This is a genomic window from Roseobacter sp. AzwK-3b (assembly GCF_000170875.1).
Taxonomy (GTDB): Bacteria; Pseudomonadota; Alphaproteobacteria; order Rhodobacterales; family Rhodobacteraceae; genus Roseovarius; species Roseovarius litoreus.
This window is the reverse complement of record NZ_ABCR01000009.1, coordinates 1-18,384: the sequence shown is the minus strand read 5'-3', so window position 1 is coordinate 18,384 and position 18,384 is coordinate 1. Positions and strand designations below refer to the sequence as shown.

The window sequence follows — 18,384 nt, the reverse complement described above, 5'->3', positions numbered from 1 at the left end:
GGTGCGGGCCTTGATCGGTCCGCACCCACCCGGACCCGTTTGATGAGAGAGCCATGCCGCGGAGCGTGATCCTTTTGGCGACAGGTCTGTTTCTGGGGGTCGGGCTGGGCTTTGTGCTGGGGGCTGCATCACAACCCCAGACCATGCCTTCGGCGGCGGCGGATATCGCACATGACCACGCGGCCCACGATCATGGACAGGATGGCAGCCACGATCACAAGACCCTCACCGAAGAGGGGGACGTGGCGCCGGTATTGACGCTGAGCATTCATCCCGACGGGCCGCAAAGCCGGAACCTCCATATCGGTGTGACCGGCTTCATCTTTGATCCGGAGGGGGTGAACGGCCCGCATGTGCCGGGTCACGGCCACGCGCATGTCTATGTCAACGGGGTCAAGATGCCCCGCGCCTACAACCCTTGGGTGCAGCTTCTGGCGCTGCCGCAAGGGACACATGAAATCCGCGTCACGCTGAACGCGAACGACCATTCACAGCTGGCCCGCAACGGCCAGCCCATCGAGGCCACGATACCCGTGGTGATCGACTGAACGCAGATCGCGCATGTCCATTTATCAAGGAGAGACCCTGATGCCCGCCAAGATCCCCGCAACGGTCGTGACCGGTTTCCTTGGGGCCGGCAAGACCACCCTGATCCGGCACATGCTGGAGAACGCCAACGGCAAGCGCATCGCGCTTATCATCAATGAATTCGGCGATCTTGGCGTCGATGGCGGCATTCTCAAGGGCTGCGGCATCGAGGGCTGCGCCGAAGAGGATGTGATGGAATTGAGCAACGGCTGCATCTGCTGCACCGTGGCCGATGATTTCATCCCCACCATGCAAAAGCTGCTGGACCGCGAGAATGCGCCCGATCACATAGTGATCGAGACCAGCGGGCTGGCCCTGCCGCAACCCTTGGTGCGGGCGTTCAACTGGCCCGAGATTTCCACCCGCGTGACGGTGGATGGGGTGGTGACGGTGGTCGATGGCAAGGCCGTGACCGAGGGACGCTTTGCGCATGACGTGGCCGCCGTGGATGCGCAGCGCGCACAGGACGAGAACCTGGACCATGAGACGCCGCTGTCCGAGCTGTTCGCCGATCAGGTGGCTTGCGCCGACATGATCGTGGTGAACAAGGCCGATCTTCTTGACGAGGCCGAGGCGGCCGGTCTGGTCGACAAGCTGCGCCGCGACAGCCGCGACGGGGTGCAGGTGATCAAGGCCACGATGGGGGCACTGCCGCTGGATGTTCTGCTGGGTCAGGGTGTGGGCGCCGAGACCGATATGGAGGCGCGCCACGAGATCCACCATCACCACGCGCATGACGACGATCATGACGATCATCACGACGATCACGATCACGATCATGAGCACGATGACCATCATCACCATGACCACGATCACGACGCGTTCGAATCCTTTGTCGTGACCCGTCCCGAGATTGCCGATCCGACCCGTTTCGCAGCACAGGTGGCCGAGGTGATCCGCGCGTATGATATCCTGCGCCTCAAGGGTTTTGCCGCGGTCGAGGGCAAGCCGATGCGCCTGACACTGCAGGCGGTGGGGCCACGGGTGGACAGCTATTTCGACCGCCCCTTCGGCACGGAGGCCCGCGAAACGCGGCTGGTGGTGATCGGTCAGGCAGGGCTTGACCGAGCCGCGATCGAACAGGCGCTGTCGGCCTGATGCTGATCGTCGAGCCGGGTGATCCGCGCGCGCCCGGCCCGCGCGCCCTGCTGGAGGCGAGCCATGCTTTGATGCATGCGCTCTTTCCGGTCGAGGAGTGCTATGGCTTGCCCATCGACGATCTGTGCGGCGAGGATGTGGCGTTCTTCACCGCGCGGGCCAATCGCGCCACGGCGATCCTTGGGGTCGGTGCGCTGGCGATCCGGCCCGGCTATGGCGAGGTGAAGGCGATGTTCACTGCACCGGAGGCCCGGGGACAGGGTGTGGGCGCGGCGCTGCTGCGGCGGATCGAGGATGAGGCGCGCGCGCGCGCTCTGCCGATGATCCGGCTGGAAACCGGCGAGGGGCTTGATGACGCGATGCGGCTTTACGAGCGGCACGGGTTTGCGCCCTGCGGGATTTTCGGCGACTACAGGCCCAACACCACAAGCGTGTTCATGGAAAAACACCTGAGCGCGTGCTGATCCGATCCCGGTCTGCATGCCACCAGACAGGCGGAGCGACCGCCGCAACAGAAAGGCCCAAGACAGATGCATCTGCTCGCTGCCACACCCGGCTCGATCGACGATGGCAAGGAACCGGTCGATCTGGGCCAAAGCCCGGCAGATGTGATTTTCATCTCGGCCGCCGATACCGAATTGGCGGCATTGAGCACGGCGCGCGCCGAGATGGCAGCACCTCCCGGTCTGCGGCTGGCCAACCTGACACATCTGCAACATCCGATGTCGGTCGATCTGCATCTGGATCAATGCGCCACACGCTCGCGGCTGCTGATCGCGCGGGTGCTTGGCGGCGTGGGCTACTGGAAATACGGCGCCGAGCAATATGCCGCCCGCTGCGCCGAAGCGGGGGTGCCGCTGGCGCTGTTGCCCGGCGATGACAAGCCCGATGCCGAGCTGCGCGACCTGTCGACGGTAGAGGATGAAGATTACGATGCGCTTTGGGGCTATCTGGTGGAAGGCGGGCCGGAGAACGCGGCCAATTTCCTGAGCTATGCAAAGGCGATGCTGGAGGACGGGCCGAAGCCCGAGGCGGCGCGGCCCCTACTGCGGGCCGGCGTCTATTGGCCCGGTGCCGGTGTCGCCGATCTGACGGCGGCGCAGGCCAATTGGAGCACAGGCGCGCCGGTGGTGCCGCTGGTGTTTTACCGGGCGCTGGTGCAGGGCGCGGGGCTCAATCCGATCAACCGTCTGGTGAAATCGCTGTTGCGCGCGGGGCTGAACCCGTTGCCGGTGTTCGTCGCCTCGCTCAAGGATCCGGTATCGGTGGCGACGCTGGAGCATCTGTTCACCCAAGCGCCGCCGTCGGTGATCCTGAACTGCACCTCGTTCGCGGTAGGATCGCCGCATGAGGGCGACAGCGGCCCGGCAAACCCGCTGACGATGGCGGCGGCAGAGGCGGCGCCGGTGTTTCAGGTGGTGCTGGCGGGATCGAGCGAAGAGGCATGGGCCGAGGGCTTGAGCGGGCTATCGGCGCGCGACATCGCGATGAACGTGGCCTTGCCCGAGGTGGATGGCCGGATCCTGAGCCGGGCGGTCAGTTTCAAGGGCGAGGCGTTCTTCGATGAGGCGACGGAATGCCCGATCGCGACCTACCGCGCGCAGGGCGACCGGGTGGAGTTCGTGGCCGAGCTGGCGCGCAACTGGGCCAGTTTGCGCACCACACCAGAGGCAGAGCGCAAGGTGGCGCTGGTGCTGGCGAATTACCCCAACAAGGACGGGCGGCTGGCCAATGGCGTGGGGCTTGATACACCTGCGGGCACGGTGCATGTGCTGCGCCTTCTGGAGGAGGCCGGATACCGGGTGACGGACGCCCCCGAGGACAGCCACGCGCTGATGCGCGCGGTGATGGCGGGGCCGACCAACTGGCTGACCGACCGGGCCGAGCGCCGGGGGGGCGTGCGTCTGCCCTTGGCCGAGTACCGACACGCCTATGGCCAATTGCCATGGGCCTTGCGCGAGGCGATGGAAACCCGCTGGGGCCCACCCGAGGCCGATCCGTTCTTCATCCCCGGCGCAAGGGAGGACGGGCATTTCGCGCTGTCGGTGCTGGAATTCGGCAATGTCGTGGTGGGCGTGCAACCGGCGCGCGGCTACAATATCGATCCGACCGACACCTATCATTCCCCTGATCTGGTGCCGCCGCATAACTATCTGGCGTTCTATATCTGGCTGCGGCACCGGTTCGGCGCGCAGGCGATCGTGCATATGGGCAAGCATGGCAATCTGGAATGGCTGCCGGGCAAGGCCGTGGCGCTGTCGGCGGGGTGCTGGCCCGAGGCGGTGCTGGGGCCAATGCCGCATGTCTATCCGTTCATCGTCAACGATCCCGGCGAGGGCACGCAGGCCAAGCGGCGCGCGCAGGCGGTGATCGTGGATCACCTGACCCCGCCGCTGACCCGCGCGGAAACCTATGGGCCGCTGCGCGATCTGGAGGCGCTGGTCGATGAATATTACGAGGCGGCGGGCGTCGATCCGCGACGGATCGCCCATCTGCGGCGCGAGATCCTGAGCCTGAGTGCCGCCACGGGGCTCGACAAGGATGTGGGCCTGACCGGCGAGGACGAGGACGGCGATCTGGCCCGGCTCGACGCCTATCTGTGCGAGTTGAAAGAGGCGCAGATCCGCGACGGGCTGCATGTGTTCGGCCAGTCGCCCGAGGGGCGGCTGGAGCGGGACCTGATGATTGCCCTGCTGCGGGTGCCACGTGGGCAGGGCAAGGGCGGAGATGCCTCGATCATCCGGGCGCTGGCGGAGGATCTGGAGCTGGGCTTCGATCCGCTGGACTGCGATATGGCAGCAGCGTGGGACGAGCCGCGGCCCGAGGTGCTGGCAGGGCTGGCCGAGGGCGCATGGCGCAGCGCGGGCGATACGGTGGAACGGCTGGAGGCGCTGGCGGCACGGATTATGGAGGGCGAGGCGCGCCCGCAAGGGCCGCAAAGCGGCGCGGTGATGGCGCATGTGGAGACGCATGTGCGCCCTGCCCTGCGCGCCTGCGGGCCGGAGGAGGGGCGCGGGCTGCTGACCGCGCTGGCGGGGCGCTTTGTGGCGCCCGGCCCATCGGGTGCGCCGACGCGCGGCCGGCTCGACACCCTGCCGACGGGGCGGAATTTCTATAGCGTGGACAGCCGCGCGGTGCCGACACCGACGGCCTGGGCCTTGGGGTGGAAATCAGCCAACCTGCTGATTGAAAAGCACCTTCAGACACATGGGGACTGGCCGCGCACGATGCTGCTGACCGCCTGGGGCACGGCGAACATGCGCACGGGCGGTGATGACATCGCGCAGGCCATGGCGCTGATGGGCGTGAAGCCCCGATGGGACAGCGCCAATCGCCGCGTCACCGGCTTCGAGGTCTTGCCGCAAGGGGTGCTGGGACGGCCAAGGGTGGATGTGACGCTGCGCATTTCGGGGTTTTTCCGGGACGCCTTTCCGCAGCTGATCGCGCTTTTCGACAGTGCCGCGCGCGCCGTGATGGAGATGGACGAGCCTGAGGATCTGAACCCCGCCGCTGCCCGCGCGCGCAGCGAGGGCATGACCGCGCGCGTCTATGGCGCCAAGCCCGGCGCCTATGGCGCGGGGCTGCAGGCGCTGATCGACGAGCGGCTCTGGGCGGGCAAGGCCGATCTGGCGGAGGCTTATCTGACTTGGGGCAGCTATGCATACGGCGCCGCCGAAGAGGGCCGGCCCGACCGCGAGGGGTTCGAGGCGCGGCTGCGGCAGACCGAGGCGATCGTGCAGAACCAGGACAACCGAGAGCATGACCTGCTGGACAGCGACGATTACTACCAGTTCGAGGGCGGGGCCGCGGCCGCCGTCAGCACGCTGCAGGGGCAGGATCGGCCGATCTATCACAACGATCATTCGCGGCCCGAACGCCCGGTGATCCGCACGCTGGAGGACGAGATCGGGCGCGTGGTGCGATCACGCGTGGTCAATCCGAAATGGATCGAGGGCGTGAAGCGACACGGCTACAAGGGCGCGTTCGAGATCGCGGCGACGGTGGATTATCTGTTTGCCTTCGCGGCCACCACAGGCGCGGTGCGCAGCCATCATTTCGATCTGGTCGAGGCGGCCTTTGTCGAGGATGAGGACACGCGCGATTTCATCGCCGAGCACAACGCGCCCGCCCTGCGGGAGATCGCGGAACGGCTGGCCGAGGCGATCGAGCGCGGGCTTTGGATGCCGCGCTCGAACTCGGCGCGGGCGCGGATCGAGGCCTTGCGGGGCGGTGGTGCTCCTGCGTCCTGACGGACGGTGTCGCGGGACCCGCAGGCGCTCAGCGTATCGGGTCGCAGAAAAGGTCGGCTTCGGTGCCACCGACGAAGACGACTTCGCAATCGAGGCTGGTCGGGTCCGGCAAGGCAGGAGGGGCGCCACCGCCGCAGTCCAGCCGCGCGACGATCACCGCCTGGTCGCCGTCAAGACGGCTGACGCTGCAGCCGCTGACCTGTTCGATGGCCGCAACCGCACGCGGCGCCACCGCATCGCGGCGCGGCGCCCATTCCATGTTGAGGCGAATCGCCTGAGCCCGCAGCCCATCGACACGCACATCGAAGGTGCTTTGCGCCACGGTGACACGCACCGGATCGATCCCGCGAAAGGCGGGACCGGGCGTATTGCACGCGGCAAGGGCCAACAGGCCCGGGACAGCGATGACGCGGATCAGATACATGGCCGAAGCTTGATCCAAATCGGGTTAAGGAAGGGTTAAGGGCTTGACGAAGGGCCGATTGACAAGCGGCACTGCAAGGGAGGCGGGCCAAATTATGCTTGCCGCAGCCAAGACAGAGAAGGGGCGCGCATGATCCTGAATATCGCAATCATACTGGGGTTTCAGCTGGCCGGTGAGGTGCTGGCCCGCGCGCTTGCCCTGCCGGTGCCGGGGCCGGTGATCGGAATGGCGCTGCTGTTGGCGGGGTTCCTGATCCGGCCCAAGCTGGCCGAGCGGGTTCTGCCCACGTCGCAAGGCATCCTGAAGCATCTGTCCTTGCTGTTCGTGCCAGCGGGTGTGGGCGTCATCAGTCATGCCGAGGCGCTTGGACAGTCCGGCCCTGCCCTGCTGGCGGCGCTGGTGGGCAGCACGGTGCTGGCGCTGGCCGCCGGCGCGCTGACCTTCGTGGGTCTGGCACGGCTGACCGGCGATGGCGGAAAGGACAGCGCATGACCGAGTTCCCCGAGATCTGGTCCTATCTGCGAGAGGGACCGCTTTTGTGGCTGACAGCGACGCTGGTGGCCTATCTGCTGGGGGATGCGGCCTATCGGGCCAGCGGGCAAAATCCGGTGGTCAATCCGGTGCTGGTGGCGATGCTGGTGCTGGCGGGGGTGCTGTGGGCGACGGCGACGCCCTACGCCACCTATTTCGAGGGCGCGCAATTCGTGCATTTCATGCTGGGACCGGCGACCGTGGCGCTGGCGGGGCCGCTCTATGCGAACCTGCACCATGTACGTCGGGCGCTGCTGCCGATGGCGGGCGCGCTGATCGTGGGGTCGGTGACGGCGGTGGCGTCGGCTTTGTGGATCGCCTCGGCGCTTGGGATCGAGGGAGCGACGCTGGCATCGATTGCGCCGAAATCGACGACGGCACCGGTGGCCATCGGCATCGCGGAACAGCTGGGCGGGTTGCCGACATTGACCGCAGCTCTGGTGATCCTGACCGGGATCATCGGGGCGGTGGTGGTGACGCCGCTGATGAACGCGCTGCGCATCACCGACTGGCGCGCGCGCGGTTTCGCGGTGGGCACGGCGGCGCATGGCATCGGCACGGCGCGCGCGTTTCAGGTGAATGAGACGGCGGGCGCCTTTGCGGGGATCGGAATGGGGCTGAATGCCTTGCTTACCGCCCTCATTGCGCCTTATGTCTTGGGCCTGTTCCAATAGGGAGACGCGCGCCAGATGACCGATGACAGCGACCGCCACGCCGCCAAGATGGCCAAGAAGAAAGCCGCCCGCGACAAGATCATGGCCACCAAGACCGATGAAAAGGGCCTGATCATCGTCCACACAGGAAAGGGCAAGGGCAAATCCTCGGCTGCGTTCGGGATGATCTTCCGCTGTATCGCGCATGACATGAAATGCGCGGTCGTGCAGTTCATCAAGGGCGGCATGAGCACCGGTGAGCGCGATCTGATCCTGTCGAAATTCGGCGATATCTGCGCGTTTCACACCATGGGCGAGGGCTTCACCTGGGAGACGCAGGACCGCGACCGCGACATCGAAATGGCACAGGCGGCATGGGAAAAGGCCAAGGAGCTGATCCGCGACGAGAGCCACAAGATGGTGCTGCTGGACGAGATCAACATCGCGCTGCGCTATGATTATCTGGATATCAACGAAGTGGTGCAGTTTCTGGCCGAGGAAAAGCCACATATGACACATGTCGTGCTGACGGGCCGCAACGCCAAGGACGACCTGATCGAGATCGCGGACCTGGTGACCGAGATGGAGCTGATCAAGCACCCGTTCCGATCCGGAATAAAGGCCCAGATCGGCGTCGAATTCTAAGAAAAAATTCCTGAAACTTCAGGTAAATGAAGCCGGTTTTCCGCTTCCTGACAGGGCGACGATCCGGAAACCGTTGGTGGATTCGAAAATCCGTGGCAGGATTTCCCTTGGACGCGTCGCGGTCATTGCGCCGACACGCGTCATCAGAGGGAGGAAACAACAATGAATTTACGCCCGGATCCGACATTCCACGCCACACCGAAACTGGCCATGGAGGCGCCCGCCGAAACGCTGGCCTTCACCTTGATGCTGAGCCCTGACGGAAGCCGACCCGACGGGCTGGCGGTTGTCGATGTGGACCCCACATCCAAGACCTATGGCCAGATCGTGCATCAGGTCATCATGCCCAATACGGGCGACGAGTTTCACCATTTCGGTTGGAACGCCTGTTCTTCGTCGCTGTCGCCGCTGAGTGGTCATGCCTTTCTGGAACGGCGCTACCTGATTATTCCCGGCATCCGGTCCAGCCGGATCTACATCATCGATGTGAAAGAGCCGCTCAAGGCCAAGATCCACAAGATCATCGAACCCGAAGAGGTCTTTGCCAAGACCGGCTATTCGCGCCCTCACACCATCCATTGCGGCCCGGAGGGCATCTATGTCAGCACACTGGGCGGCGGTGGCCCGGACGGCACCGATGGCCCACCGGGCATCTTCATCATGGATTGCGAAACTTTCGAGATCCTCGGGCGCTACGAGATGGACCGGGGCGCGCAGGACAAGCAGTATGATTTCTGGTGGAACCTGCCGCGCAATTACATGGTCAGTTCCGAATGGGGCCTTCCGCCGCAATACGAGAACGGCATCGTGCCCGAGGACCTGCTGTCCAACAAATACGGCCACAGCATCCATTTCTGGGACCTGCGGGCACGCAAGAACGTGCAGACCATCGATCTCGGCGAGAATCATCAGATGGCGCTCGAAATTCGCCCGGCGCATGACCCGGCAAAGGAATACGGGTTCTGTGGCGTGGTCGTGGACACAACCAATCTCGAAGGGTCGATCTGGACCTGGTGGCGCAAGGAGGACGGCACCTTCGAGGCCAAGAAAACCGTGACCATCCCGCCCCAGCCCGCCGCCGCCGATGACCTGCCGGAGTTGCTCAAGGGGTTCGAGGCGGTGCCGCCGCTGGTCACCGATATCGACCTGAGCCTTGATGACAGGTTCCTGTACGTGGCCTGCTGGGGCACGGGCGAGATGCATCAATACGACGTCAGCGATCCGATGGCGCCCAAGCTGGCCGGCAAGGTGGAGCTTGGCGGGATCGTGAAGGGCACCAAGCACCCCAACGGCAAGGCGTTCGGCTATGGGCCTCAGATGGTCGAGATCAGCCGCGACGGCAAGCGGGTCTATTGGACCAATTCGCTTTATTCGACATGGGACGATCAGTTCTATCCCGGCGAGCGCGGGGCGGCGATGGTCAAGGCCGATGTGGGCGCCGATGGAGGGCTGACACTGGACAAGGACTTCTGGGTGGAGTTCCCCGAGGGCTATCGCGCACATCAGATCCGCCTTGAAGGCGGGGACTGCTCGACCGACAGCTTCTGCTACCCGTCCGTCTGAGGCGTGGAGGACGCAAGCACGGCAACGGCCCTTTGGTGGGCCGTTGTCGCCTCGGGGATATATCACGGCATCAATCCCGGCATGGGCTGGCCGCTGGCGGTGTCCGCAGCTCTTATGGAGCGCGGGGCGGGGGCGCTTTACAAGGCGCTGCTGGCCTTGGCGGCGGGGCATCTGCTGGCGATGGCGATGGTGCTGTTTCCGTTCTCGGTGATGGTGACGCTGGTCGAGTGGCAGCGCGAATTGCGCATCGGCGCGGCGGTTCTGGTGATCGGACTTGGGGTCTATCTGCTGATCAACAGACGGCATCCGAGGTTTCTGGCGCGGGTGCCCCCCTCGCGGCTGATGCTGTGGTCGTTCCTGGCGGCGATGGCGCATGGCGCGGGGCTGATGCTGGTGCCGATCTATCTGGGCCTGTGCGATGCGGCGGCCCAAGAGGCCGGGCATGTCGCCGCCGCCCGCCTGATGGGCAGCGACGCACTGCGCGCAGGGCTTGTGGCGCTGGCGCATACGCTGGCGATGGCGGCATCCGGGGGGCTGATCGCGGTGGGCGTCTATTATTGGCTGGGCTTGGCCTTTTTGAAGAAAAGCTGGTTCAATCTGGATGTTGTCTGGGCACTGAGCCTGATCGTGGTGGGGGCTGTGGCGCTGTTTGCCTCGCATTGACGAGGGCAGGCGAAACGGGCAATCAGTCAGGGCAATCGCCAAGGGGGGTGACATGACCAAGCACCGCGTATTGACAGAATTCGGCATGGGCACGTCCCTGCGCCGGCGCGATTACACGCAGGCCGCAACGCGCGCCGTGCAGGATGCGCTGTGGCGCAACTCGATCAACATGGCCGAGCTTTATGGCTTCGACAAATCGGCGATGATGATCGACGTGGACATCGCGGTACAAGACCCCGACGCGGTCGATTGCGCGGCGGTGGCCAGGGTCTTTCCCTATGGACAAATCAGCGTCAGGGCCGCCCATGGCGGGCTGGATATCCCGCGCCCCGATGGCGACGGCAACCCCACGGTCATCGCCAATGCCGCGATCTCGGTGAGTTTCGACATGGAGCGGGCAGATGACTGAGCGGCGTGTGATCATCGAGATGGGCATGGGCAACGATCTGCACGGCATGGATTACCAGAAGGCCGCAGCGCGGGCCATCGAGGACGCGATCCGCCATTCCACCCTGCCGATCTTCGAGACGACGGGTCTGGAGCATGGCCAGATGCGGGTACAGGTCACCGTGGGCGTGCAGAACCCCGACCGGCTGGACACGACGGCTCTGGCGCAGGGGCTGCCGCGCGGCAGGGCCGAGGTGCGCGCGGTCAAGGGCGGGCAGAACGTGACCAACCCCGAAACCGGCGAGACCCTGGTCATCGCGACCGCGGCGGTCGAGGCGTTTCTGCCCGAACAGATCGGGCGCTGGCGGTTGTCGAAAACCTGACCACCGCGACGCTTGCCGCATGAATGATCCGGTCATATGATCTGACCAGTTGGTTCAGGACAGCCCCATGCCATTCGAAAGAGTCACGCCAGAAAAACTGTCGACCGCGGTCACGCGCCAGATCGAAAAGCTGATTCTTCGCGGCATCCTGCGCCCCGGCGAGCGCCTGCCATCCGAACGCGAACTGGCCGAGCGGCTTGGCGTCTCGCGCCCGTCGCTGCGCGAGGCAGTGGCCGAATTGCAGGACAAGGGGCTTCTGAGCACGCGCGCTGGTGCGGGCATCTTCGTGGCCGATGTTCTGGGCAGTGCGTTTTCCCCGGCGCTGATTCGCCTCTTCGCGGGTCATGACGAGGCGGTGTTCGATTACATCGCCTTTCGCCGCGACATGGAGGGGCTGGCGGCGGAACGGGCCGCGCGGCTGGCATCGGATACCGATCTCAAGGTGATCCAGACGGTGTTCGAAAAGATGGAAATGGCGCATGACAAGCCCAACCCCAAGGATGAAGCCCGTCTGGATGCCGAATTTCACATGGGCATCATCGAGGCCAGTCACAACGTGGTCATGCTGCATATGATGCGCTCGATGTATCAGCTGTTGCAGGAGGGCGTGTTTTATAATCGTCAGGTCATGTTCAAGCAGCGCACCACGCGCGGCGCGCTGCTGGATCAGCACCGCCAGATCAACAGCGCATTGCAGGCGCGCGACGCCACAGGCGCCCGAGACGCGGTGATCGCGCATATGAACTATGTCGAAAAGGCGCTGGCCGATCAGCAGAAGGCCGAGCGCAACGAGGCCATCGCGCGCCAGCGGTTCGACCACGAAAAATCGCGCTGACAGGGCCGAGGGCCGAGGCCGAAGGCAAGCCCATCCTGTGCACACCCACGCCGATTGGCAAGCCAAGCCATTGGGATTCCAATACCTTTTTCGCTATATTTTTACCGTTTGATAAAAAACTAAATCGTGGAATACTGAGGAAAATACACACCAACTTGTGGAGGTTCCTTTGAGTGACACTTCGCTGACCCCCGGTATCGTCGCGGGCAGGCTTGACGCCAAGGCCTATGCCGAGAATTTCTCGGACCTGCATCCAAGGCTGCAGGGGCATGAGGCGCATGTCGCGGCGGATCGCTGCTATTTCTGCCATGACGCACCCTGCATCGCCGCCTGCCCCACCGAGATCGACATACCACTGTTCATCCGGCAGATCGCGACCGGCACACCCGAGGCGGCCGCCGAAACGATCCTGAGCCAGAATATCCTCGGCGGCATGTGCGCGCGCGTCTGTCCCACCGAAACGCTGTGCGAACAGGCCTGTGTGCGCGAGGCTGCCGAGGGCAAGCCGGTGCTGATCGGGCAATTGCAGCGCTATGCGACCGATACGCTGATGGAGGCGGGGACACATCCGTTTACCCGTGCCGCGCCCACGGGCAAGCGGATCGCGGTGGTGGGCGCGGGGCCGGCAGGACTGGCCTGTGCGCATCGGCTGGCGATGAAGGGCCACGACGTGACCATGTATGACGGGCGCGACAAGCCCGGCGGGCTGAATGAATACGGCATCGCCGCCTACAAGACCGTGGAGGGTTTTGCCGAGCGCGAAGTGGAGTGGCTGCTCAAGATCGGTGGCATCACGGTCGAGACCGGCAAACGTCTTGGGCGCGACATGACGCTGGCCGAGGTCAAGGCCGCGCATGACGCGGTGTTCCTCGGTATTGGTCTGGGCGGCGTTAACGCGCTTGGGCTGGAGGCCGAGGACAAGGACGGCATCGCCAACGCGGTGGATTTCATCGCAGAGTTGCGGCAGACCAGCGATCTGACCAGCCTGCCCGTAGGCCGCGACGTGGTGGTGATCGGCGGGGGCATGACGGCGGTGGATGCCGCCGTACAGGCGAAACTGCTGGGCGCACTGAACGTCAGTCTTGTCTACCGGCGGGGCCGCGACCGGATGAACGCCAGCCCCTATGAGCAGGATCTGGCGGCCTCGAAAGGGGTGCGGATCATCACCAATGCGCAGCCCGTGGCGATCCATGGCAATGGCGCAGTCCGCGAGATCGAGTTCGAATATACCGACAACGATCTGACCCCGACGGGCCAGACCTTCCGTCTGGCCGCCGATCAGGTGTTCAAGGCGATCGGCCAGACGCTTGAAGGCGGCGATCTGCCGGAGCTAGAGGGTCGCAAGATCAAGGTCAGCGGCGCAGGCCGCACCAGTCTGGACGGGGTCTGGGCCGGGGGCGACTGTGCTGCGGGCGGCGATGACCTGACCGTGACGGCGGTGGCGCAAGGCCGCGACGCCGCAGAAGACATTCATGCCAGCCTGATGGGCTGAAACGCACCGGATCACAGGGAGATCAGCAAGATGGCCAATCTCGAAACGACCTTTGTCGGCATCAAGTCACCCAACCCGTTCTGGCTGGCCTCGGCGCCGCCCACGGACAAGGAATACAACGTGCGCCGCGCCTTTGAGGCGGGATGGGGCGGCGTGGTGTGGAAAACACTGGGCGAGGACGGCCCGCCCGTCGTCAATGTGAACGGGCCGCGCTATGGGGCGATCTGGGGCGCGGACCGGCGGCTTCTGGGGCTTAACAATATCGAGTTGATCACCGACCGGCCACTCCAGACCAATCTGGATGAGATGACCCGCGTGAAGCGCGACTATCCGGACCGCGCCTTGATCGCGAGCCTGATGGTGCCGGTGAACGAGGACAGTTGGAAATCGATCCTGGAGCGGGTGATCGAAACCGGCTGCGACGGGGTCGAGTTGAATTTCGGCTGCCCGCACGGGATGAGTGAGCGCGGCATGGGCAGCGCCGTGGGGCAGGTTCCCGAATATGTCCAGCAGGTGACCGAATGGTGCAAGAAACACTCGGACCTGCCGGTGATCGTGAAACTGACGCCGAATATCGCCGACATCCGCAAGCCCGCGCAGGCCGCCAAGGATGGGGGCGCGGATGCGGTGAGCCTCATCAACACGATCAATTCGATCACCTCGGTCGATCTGGATTTGTTCTCGCCAGAGCCGATGATCGACGGGCAAGGCGCACATGGCGGGTATTGCGGCCCGGCGGTCAAACCGATCGCGCTCAACATGGTGGCCGAGATCGCCCGTGATCCGAACCTCCGGGGCCTGCCCATTTCAGGGATCGGCGGGGTCACCACATGGCGCGACGCGGCCGAGTTCATGGCGCTTGGCGCGGGCAATGTGCAGGTCTGCACGGCGGCGATGACCTATGGGTTCAAGATCGTTCAGGAGATGATCTCGGGGTTGTCGCAATATATGGACGAAAAGGGCTTCGCCTCGATTGACGAGCTGGTGGGGCGTGCGGTGCCGAATGTCGTGAACTGGCAGGATCTGAACCTCAACTATGTCACCAAGGCACGGATCGATCAGGACGCCTGCATCAAATGCGGTCGCTGCTATGCGGCTTGCGAGGATACCAGCCATCAGGCGATTTCGATGTCCGAGGATCGCGTGTTCGAGGTGATCGACGCCGAATGCGTGGCGTGCAATCTGTGTGTGAATGTCTGTCCGGTGGATGGCTGCATCACGATGGAGCGGCTGGCGGCTGGCGAGGTCGATCCACGCACCGGGCTGACCGTGTCGGACAGCCATGCCAACTGGACGACGCATCCCAACAACCCGATGAAATGCGCCGCCGAGTGAGATTTTTCGCGAAAAATCATCAAGGGAGAAAATTCTGCGAATTTTCTCCCTTTTGATTCTGTATCAAAACAGGATGCGGATCGGTCCATTGTGGCAGACCACAAGGAACTGATCCGCAGTTTCAATCAGGTGAAAGCCGCGGCGGCGCACCTCCTGCATGAAACGGTCGCGTCCGACCTCGCGATCGACCCAGGCCAAAGATCGGCGCACAACGCCGCCCTTACGGGCCGCCTGCGCGGAAAACATCTGATCGATCCAGATATCGGGATTGGTATGGCGGGTCACGATCTGCATCGGACAAGCTTGACCGACAACGGTTAAAAACCGCTTAAGGCGCAAGCATCCGTCGATACAGCGTATCGAGAAACTCGGATGCGCCCTTGTGCACATCCCGGCCCTCCATCAGCACCTGCACCTGCGCGTCAAAATCCGCATAATGCTGGGTCGTGGCCCAGATCGAAAAAATCAGGTGACGCGGATCGACCGGCGCCAGCCGGCCTTGGGCGATCCAGTCTTCGATCACGCGCGCAGTGTCATCCACCAACTCTTTGAGACCGGTTTGCAGATGCGGCCCCATGCGCGGCGCGCCCTGCAGCACCTCATTGGCGAAGAGCCTGCTTTCACGAGGAAATTCGCGGCTCATCTCAAGCTTGCGGTGCACATAGCGCAGGATTTCCTCGAGCGGGTCGCCTGCCGGGTCGATATGGCGCAGCGGGTCCAGCCAGGCGTCCATCAGCTTGTTGAGCAGCGTGACATGGATGTCTTCCTTGCCCTCGAAATAATAGAGGATGTTGGGCTTGGACAGCCCCGCCTCGGCGGCGATCTGATCCAGCGTCGCACCGCGATAGCCGTGCTGCGAGAACACATCCAGCGCCGCATCGAGAATACGTTTGCGGTTGCGCAGCTGAATGCGCGTCGGCTTTTTCGCTGCGTTCATATCGGTCATGCGGTCCCCTGCCCCTGTCACCCCCACGCAGCTTGCGGCATTTCCGGCAAAGACGAAAGGCCCGTCATGCCCCGATCAGCCTTCGGGGAGCGCGCCAATTCCCTTGAGGATCACCGTCTTGACGGATTGTTTTGCCGCCTCCCACTGGCGATCGGACAGAGGCTGCCCGCCATTCAGGGTTTCGATCTGATGGCCGAAATCGGCATAATGCTGCGTGGTCGCCCAGAGCATATACAGCAAATGGCGCGGATCGATCGGGTCCATCTTGCCCTCGTCGATCCAGCGCCGGATCACGGCCATGCGCCCCTCGGTCCATGCGACGAGGGTGGTTTCCAGATAGTCCTGGATGACCGGCGCGCGGTGCATCACCTCGGAGGCCCAGACCTTGGAGCCGGCGGGATGCCGGCGGCTGATTTCCATCTTGGCGTCGATATAGGCGCCCAAGCCCTCGACCGGACCGGGAGCAGCATCGAAGACATCCGCCGCCATGAGCCAATCGTGAAAGATATTCTGCACCACGCGCCGGTAGAGAGATTCCTTGGTTGGGAAATAATAATGCAGATTGGCCTTGGGCAGACCGGCCATATCGGCGATCAACTGCATTGTGGCGCCGCCAAACCCCGCCTCTGCAAAGACTTTTTCCGCTGCCTCAAGAATGAGCTTTTCATTCTCGCGGCGAATGTCTTTTTTGCTGGAGGGTCGGGCGGACGGGGTCATGCCGGGCAGGTTCCAGAAATTTCTTGACCGGTTGGTCAACGTGTGATGCGATCAACCTGACCATATGGTCAGGATAAGACCCTTGGCAAGAGGCCTGCGACAAGGCCCGTATCCAGGATGACACAGGGAGACATGCATCATGGCCGCACCCGGCGAGAACCTCAGGATCAATGGCGACCGGCTGTGGGACAGCCTGATGGAGATGGCGCGCATCGGTCCCGGCGTGGCGGGAGGAAACAACCGTCAGACCCTGACCGATGCCGATGCCGAGGGCCGCGCGCTGTTCCAGAGCTGGTGCGAGGCCGCAGGCTGTACCATGGGGCTGGACAGCCTGGGCAATATGTTCGCGCGGCGCGAGGGCACCGACCCCGAGGCGCTGCCGGTCTATGTGGGCAGCCATCTCGACACCCAGCCGACGGGCGGAAAATATGACGGCGTGCTGGGCGTGCTGGGAGGGTTGGAGGTGATCCGGACCCTGAATGATCTGGGCATCCGGACAAAACACCCCATCGTGGTGACCAACTGGACCAATGAGGAAGGCACGCGATTTGCCCCGGCCATGCTGGCCTCGGGGGTGTTCGCAGGCGTGCATGAGCAGGACTGGGCCGAGGACCGCCGCGATGCCGAAGGCAAGCGCTTCGGCGACGAATTGGACCGCATCGGCTGGCGCGGCGAAGAGCCGGTGGGCGCGCGCAAGATGCATGCGTTTTTCGAGCTGCATATCGAACAGGGACCGATCCTCGAAGCGCAAGGCAAGGATATCGGCGTGGTCACCCATGGGCAGGGCCTGAGCTGGACGCAAGTCACGATCACCGGCAAGGATGCGCATACCGGATCGACACCAATGCCGATGCGCCGCAACGCCGGTCTTGGCATGGCGCGGGTGCTTGAGAAGGTGGAAGAGATCGCGCTGAGCCACGCGCCCCATGCGGTCGGCGCCGCGGGTCACATCGACGTCTTCCCCAACTCGCGCAACGTGATCCCCGGCAAGGCGGTTTTCACCGTCGATTTCCGGTCACCGGACCTTGCCGTCATTCAGGACATGGAAACACGTCTGAAAGCGGCGGCAACGGAAATCTGCGAGGCCATGGGACTGGAGGTGGCCTTCGAGAAGGCGGGCGGTTTCGACCCGGTGGAATTCGACGAAAGTTGCGTCGAGGCCGTGCGCAACGCTGCCGAACGGCTGGGATACAGCCATATGAACATTGTCTCAGGTGCGGGGCATGACGCATGCTGGATCAATCGCGTGGCCCCGACGGCCATGGTCATGTGTCCCTGTGTCGGCGGGCTGAGCCATAACGAGGCCGAAGAGATTTCCAGGGACTGGGCCGCGGCGGGAACGGATGTACTCATGCATGCGGTCGTCGAGACCGCGGAGATCGTGGATTAGGGGGCTCTGCCCCGCCTGCGCGGCTGAAATTCATGCGCTCGGATCGGGCCGAGGCCCAGGCCATCGGCGATATCGTGAGACGGCTGGCGATGGCCGATCCCTTCGTGGGCTTTACCCTGCGCGATGTGTCGGGCGGCGGCCAGGGGCGGATGGTGTTTCGCGCCTATGCCGAAACGGGCGATATGTTCGATGCGCTGCATGGCCGGCTGGGGCGGATATTGGGCAGCGATTTCGCGGATAACGCTCTGAGGATCGACGCCACGCACGACGGGCTGCGGATGACGGGCTATGCCGCGCTGCCCACCTATTCACGGGGATCGGCGGTGGCGCAATACCTGTTCGTGAATGGCAGGCCGGTGCGCGACCGGATGATGATCGGCGCGCTGCGCGCGGCGTATATGGATGTGCTGAGCCGGGATCGGCACCCGGCGGCGGCGCTGTTTGTCGAGTGCGATCCCATGCTGGTGGATGTGAACGTGCATCC

General features: G+C 64.1%; 19 protein-coding genes and 1 pseudogene. 16 read left to right on the top strand and 4 right to left on the bottom strand.

Features of this window, described 5'->3' with window-relative positions; all coding sequences use genetic code 11:
- Nucleotides 1–53 precede the first annotated feature (53 nt).
- From RAZWK3B_RS15000 to cobN, 4 genes are all read left to right on the top strand, one after another.
- Nucleotides 54–548 (top strand): hypothetical protein, encoded by a 495-nt coding sequence (locus RAZWK3B_RS15000; RefSeq protein WP_007816615.1) that lies wholly within the window; start codon nt 54–56, stop codon nt 546–548.
- A 40-nt stretch (nt 549–588) separates the two neighbouring features.
- Complete coding sequence (gene cobW / locus RAZWK3B_RS14995; RefSeq protein WP_007816613.1) at nt 589–1,686, top strand: cobalamin biosynthesis protein CobW; 1,098 nt, start codon at nt 589–591, stop codon at nt 1,684–1,686.
- Nucleotides 1,686–2,150, top strand: coding sequence for a GNAT family N-acetyltransferase (locus tag RAZWK3B_RS14990; protein WP_007816612.1), 465 nt, complete (start codon nt 1,686–1,688; stop codon nt 2,148–2,150). Before cobW ends, RAZWK3B_RS14990 begins: the two co-directional genes overlap by 1 nt.
- 66 nt (nt 2,151–2,216) lie before the next feature.
- Nucleotides 2,217–5,936, top strand: a complete 3,720-nt coding sequence (gene cobN / locus RAZWK3B_RS14985; RefSeq protein ID WP_007816609.1) for a cobaltochelatase subunit CobN — start codon at nt 2,217–2,219, stop codon at nt 5,934–5,936.
- A 28-nt stretch (nt 5,937–5,964) separates the two neighbouring features.
- On the opposite strand, the gene RAZWK3B_RS14980 is transcribed toward cobN, so the two are convergent.
- Entirely contained in the window at nt 5,965–6,360 is a 396-nt protein-coding gene (locus tag RAZWK3B_RS14980) for a hypothetical protein (RefSeq protein WP_007816607.1), read from the bottom strand.
- A 129-nt stretch (nt 6,361–6,489) separates the two neighbouring features.
- On the opposite strand from RAZWK3B_RS14980, the gene RAZWK3B_RS14975 reads away from it, so the two are divergent.
- The 10 genes from RAZWK3B_RS14975 to preA all read left to right on the top strand — a co-directional run bounded on the left by RAZWK3B_RS14975 (nt 6,490) and on the right by preA (nt 14,847).
- Nucleotides 6,490–6,852, top strand: a complete 363-nt coding sequence (locus RAZWK3B_RS14975; protein WP_007816605.1) for a CidA/LrgA family protein — start codon at nt 6,490–6,492, stop codon at nt 6,850–6,852.
- Nucleotides 6,849–7,565: an LrgB family protein gene (locus RAZWK3B_RS14970; RefSeq protein ID WP_007816603.1), complete on the top strand. Its 717-nt coding sequence runs from the start codon at nt 6,849–6,851 to the stop codon at nt 7,563–7,565. Before RAZWK3B_RS14975 ends, RAZWK3B_RS14970 begins: the two co-directional genes overlap by 4 nt.
- A 15-nt stretch (nt 7,566–7,580) precedes the next feature.
- Nucleotides 7,581–8,189 carry a cob(I)yrinic acid a,c-diamide adenosyltransferase gene (cobO, locus tag RAZWK3B_RS14965; protein ID WP_007816601.1) on the top strand — a complete coding sequence of 203 codons (609 nt, stop codon included), beginning with the start codon at nt 7,581–7,583 and terminating at the stop codon, nt 8,187–8,189.
- Nucleotides 8,190–8,351: 162 nt separating this feature from the next.
- Complete coding sequence (locus RAZWK3B_RS14960; protein WP_007816599.1) at nt 8,352–9,752, top strand: selenium-binding protein SBP56-related protein; 1,401 nt, start codon at nt 8,352–8,354, stop codon at nt 9,750–9,752.
- A 3-nt stretch (nt 9,753–9,755) separates the two neighbouring features.
- Nucleotides 9,756–10,415: a hypothetical protein gene (locus tag RAZWK3B_RS14955; RefSeq protein ID WP_037296001.1), complete on the top strand. Its 660-nt coding sequence runs from the start codon at nt 9,756–9,758 to the stop codon at nt 10,413–10,415.
- Nucleotides 10,416–10,467: 52 nt separating this feature from the next.
- Nucleotides 10,468–10,824 (top strand): Lin0512 family protein, encoded by a 357-nt coding sequence (locus RAZWK3B_RS14950; RefSeq protein ID WP_007816595.1) that lies wholly within the window; start codon nt 10,468–10,470, stop codon nt 10,822–10,824.
- Complete coding sequence (locus tag RAZWK3B_RS14945; RefSeq protein ID WP_007816593.1) at nt 10,817–11,185, top strand: Lin0512 family protein; 369 nt, start codon at nt 10,817–10,819, stop codon at nt 11,183–11,185. The genes RAZWK3B_RS14950 and RAZWK3B_RS14945 overlap by 8 nt, the downstream gene beginning before the upstream one ends.
- 67 nt (nt 11,186–11,252) lie before the next feature.
- Nucleotides 11,253–12,020 carry a FadR/GntR family transcriptional regulator gene (locus RAZWK3B_RS14940; protein ID WP_007816591.1) on the top strand — a complete coding sequence of 256 codons (768 nt, stop codon included), beginning with the start codon at nt 11,253–11,255 and terminating at the stop codon, nt 12,018–12,020.
- A 169-nt stretch (nt 12,021–12,189) separates the two neighbouring features.
- Nucleotides 12,190–13,512 (top strand): NAD(P)-dependent oxidoreductase, encoded by a 1,323-nt coding sequence (locus RAZWK3B_RS14935; protein WP_037295999.1) that lies wholly within the window; start codon nt 12,190–12,192, stop codon nt 13,510–13,512.
- A gap of 30 nt (nt 13,513–13,542) precedes the next feature.
- The gene (gene preA / locus RAZWK3B_RS14930; RefSeq protein WP_007816587.1) at nt 13,543–14,847 is read left to right on the top strand and encodes an NAD-dependent dihydropyrimidine dehydrogenase subunit PreA; all 1,305 of its coding nucleotides are present in this window, start codon (nt 13,543–13,545) and stop codon (nt 14,845–14,847) included.
- 63 nt (nt 14,848–14,910) lie between these two features.
- Here the strand turns inward: preA and RAZWK3B_RS14925 are convergent, their stop codons facing one another.
- The 3 genes from RAZWK3B_RS14925 to RAZWK3B_RS14915 all read right to left on the bottom strand — a co-directional run bounded on the left by RAZWK3B_RS14925 (nt 14,911) and on the right by RAZWK3B_RS14915 (nt 16,510).
- Nucleotides 14,911–15,141, bottom strand: coding sequence for a hypothetical protein (locus RAZWK3B_RS14925; RefSeq protein WP_007816584.1), 231 nt, complete (start codon nt 15,139–15,141; stop codon nt 14,911–14,913).
- A 34-nt stretch (nt 15,142–15,175) separates the two neighbouring features.
- On the bottom strand, nt 15,176–15,793 hold the full coding sequence (locus RAZWK3B_RS14920) for a TetR family transcriptional regulator C-terminal domain-containing protein (RefSeq protein WP_007816582.1): 618 nt from the start codon (nt 15,791–15,793) through the stop codon (nt 15,176–15,178).
- Nucleotides 15,794–15,868: 75 nt separating this feature from the next.
- Entirely contained in the window at nt 15,869–16,510 is a 642-nt protein-coding gene (locus RAZWK3B_RS14915; RefSeq protein ID WP_007816580.1) for a TetR/AcrR family transcriptional regulator, read from the bottom strand.
- Between the two features lie 139 nt (nt 16,511–16,649).
- On the opposite strand from RAZWK3B_RS14915, the gene RAZWK3B_RS14910 reads away from it, so the two are divergent.
- Nucleotides 16,650–17,900 (top strand): Zn-dependent hydrolase, encoded by a 1,251-nt coding sequence (locus tag RAZWK3B_RS14910; RefSeq protein ID WP_007816578.1) that lies wholly within the window; start codon nt 16,650–16,652, stop codon nt 17,898–17,900.
- Nucleotides 17,901–17,908: 8 nt separating this feature from the next.
- Nucleotides 17,909–18,384: pseudogene (locus tag RAZWK3B_RS14905) on the top strand (DNA mismatch repair endonuclease MutL); the annotation flags it as partial.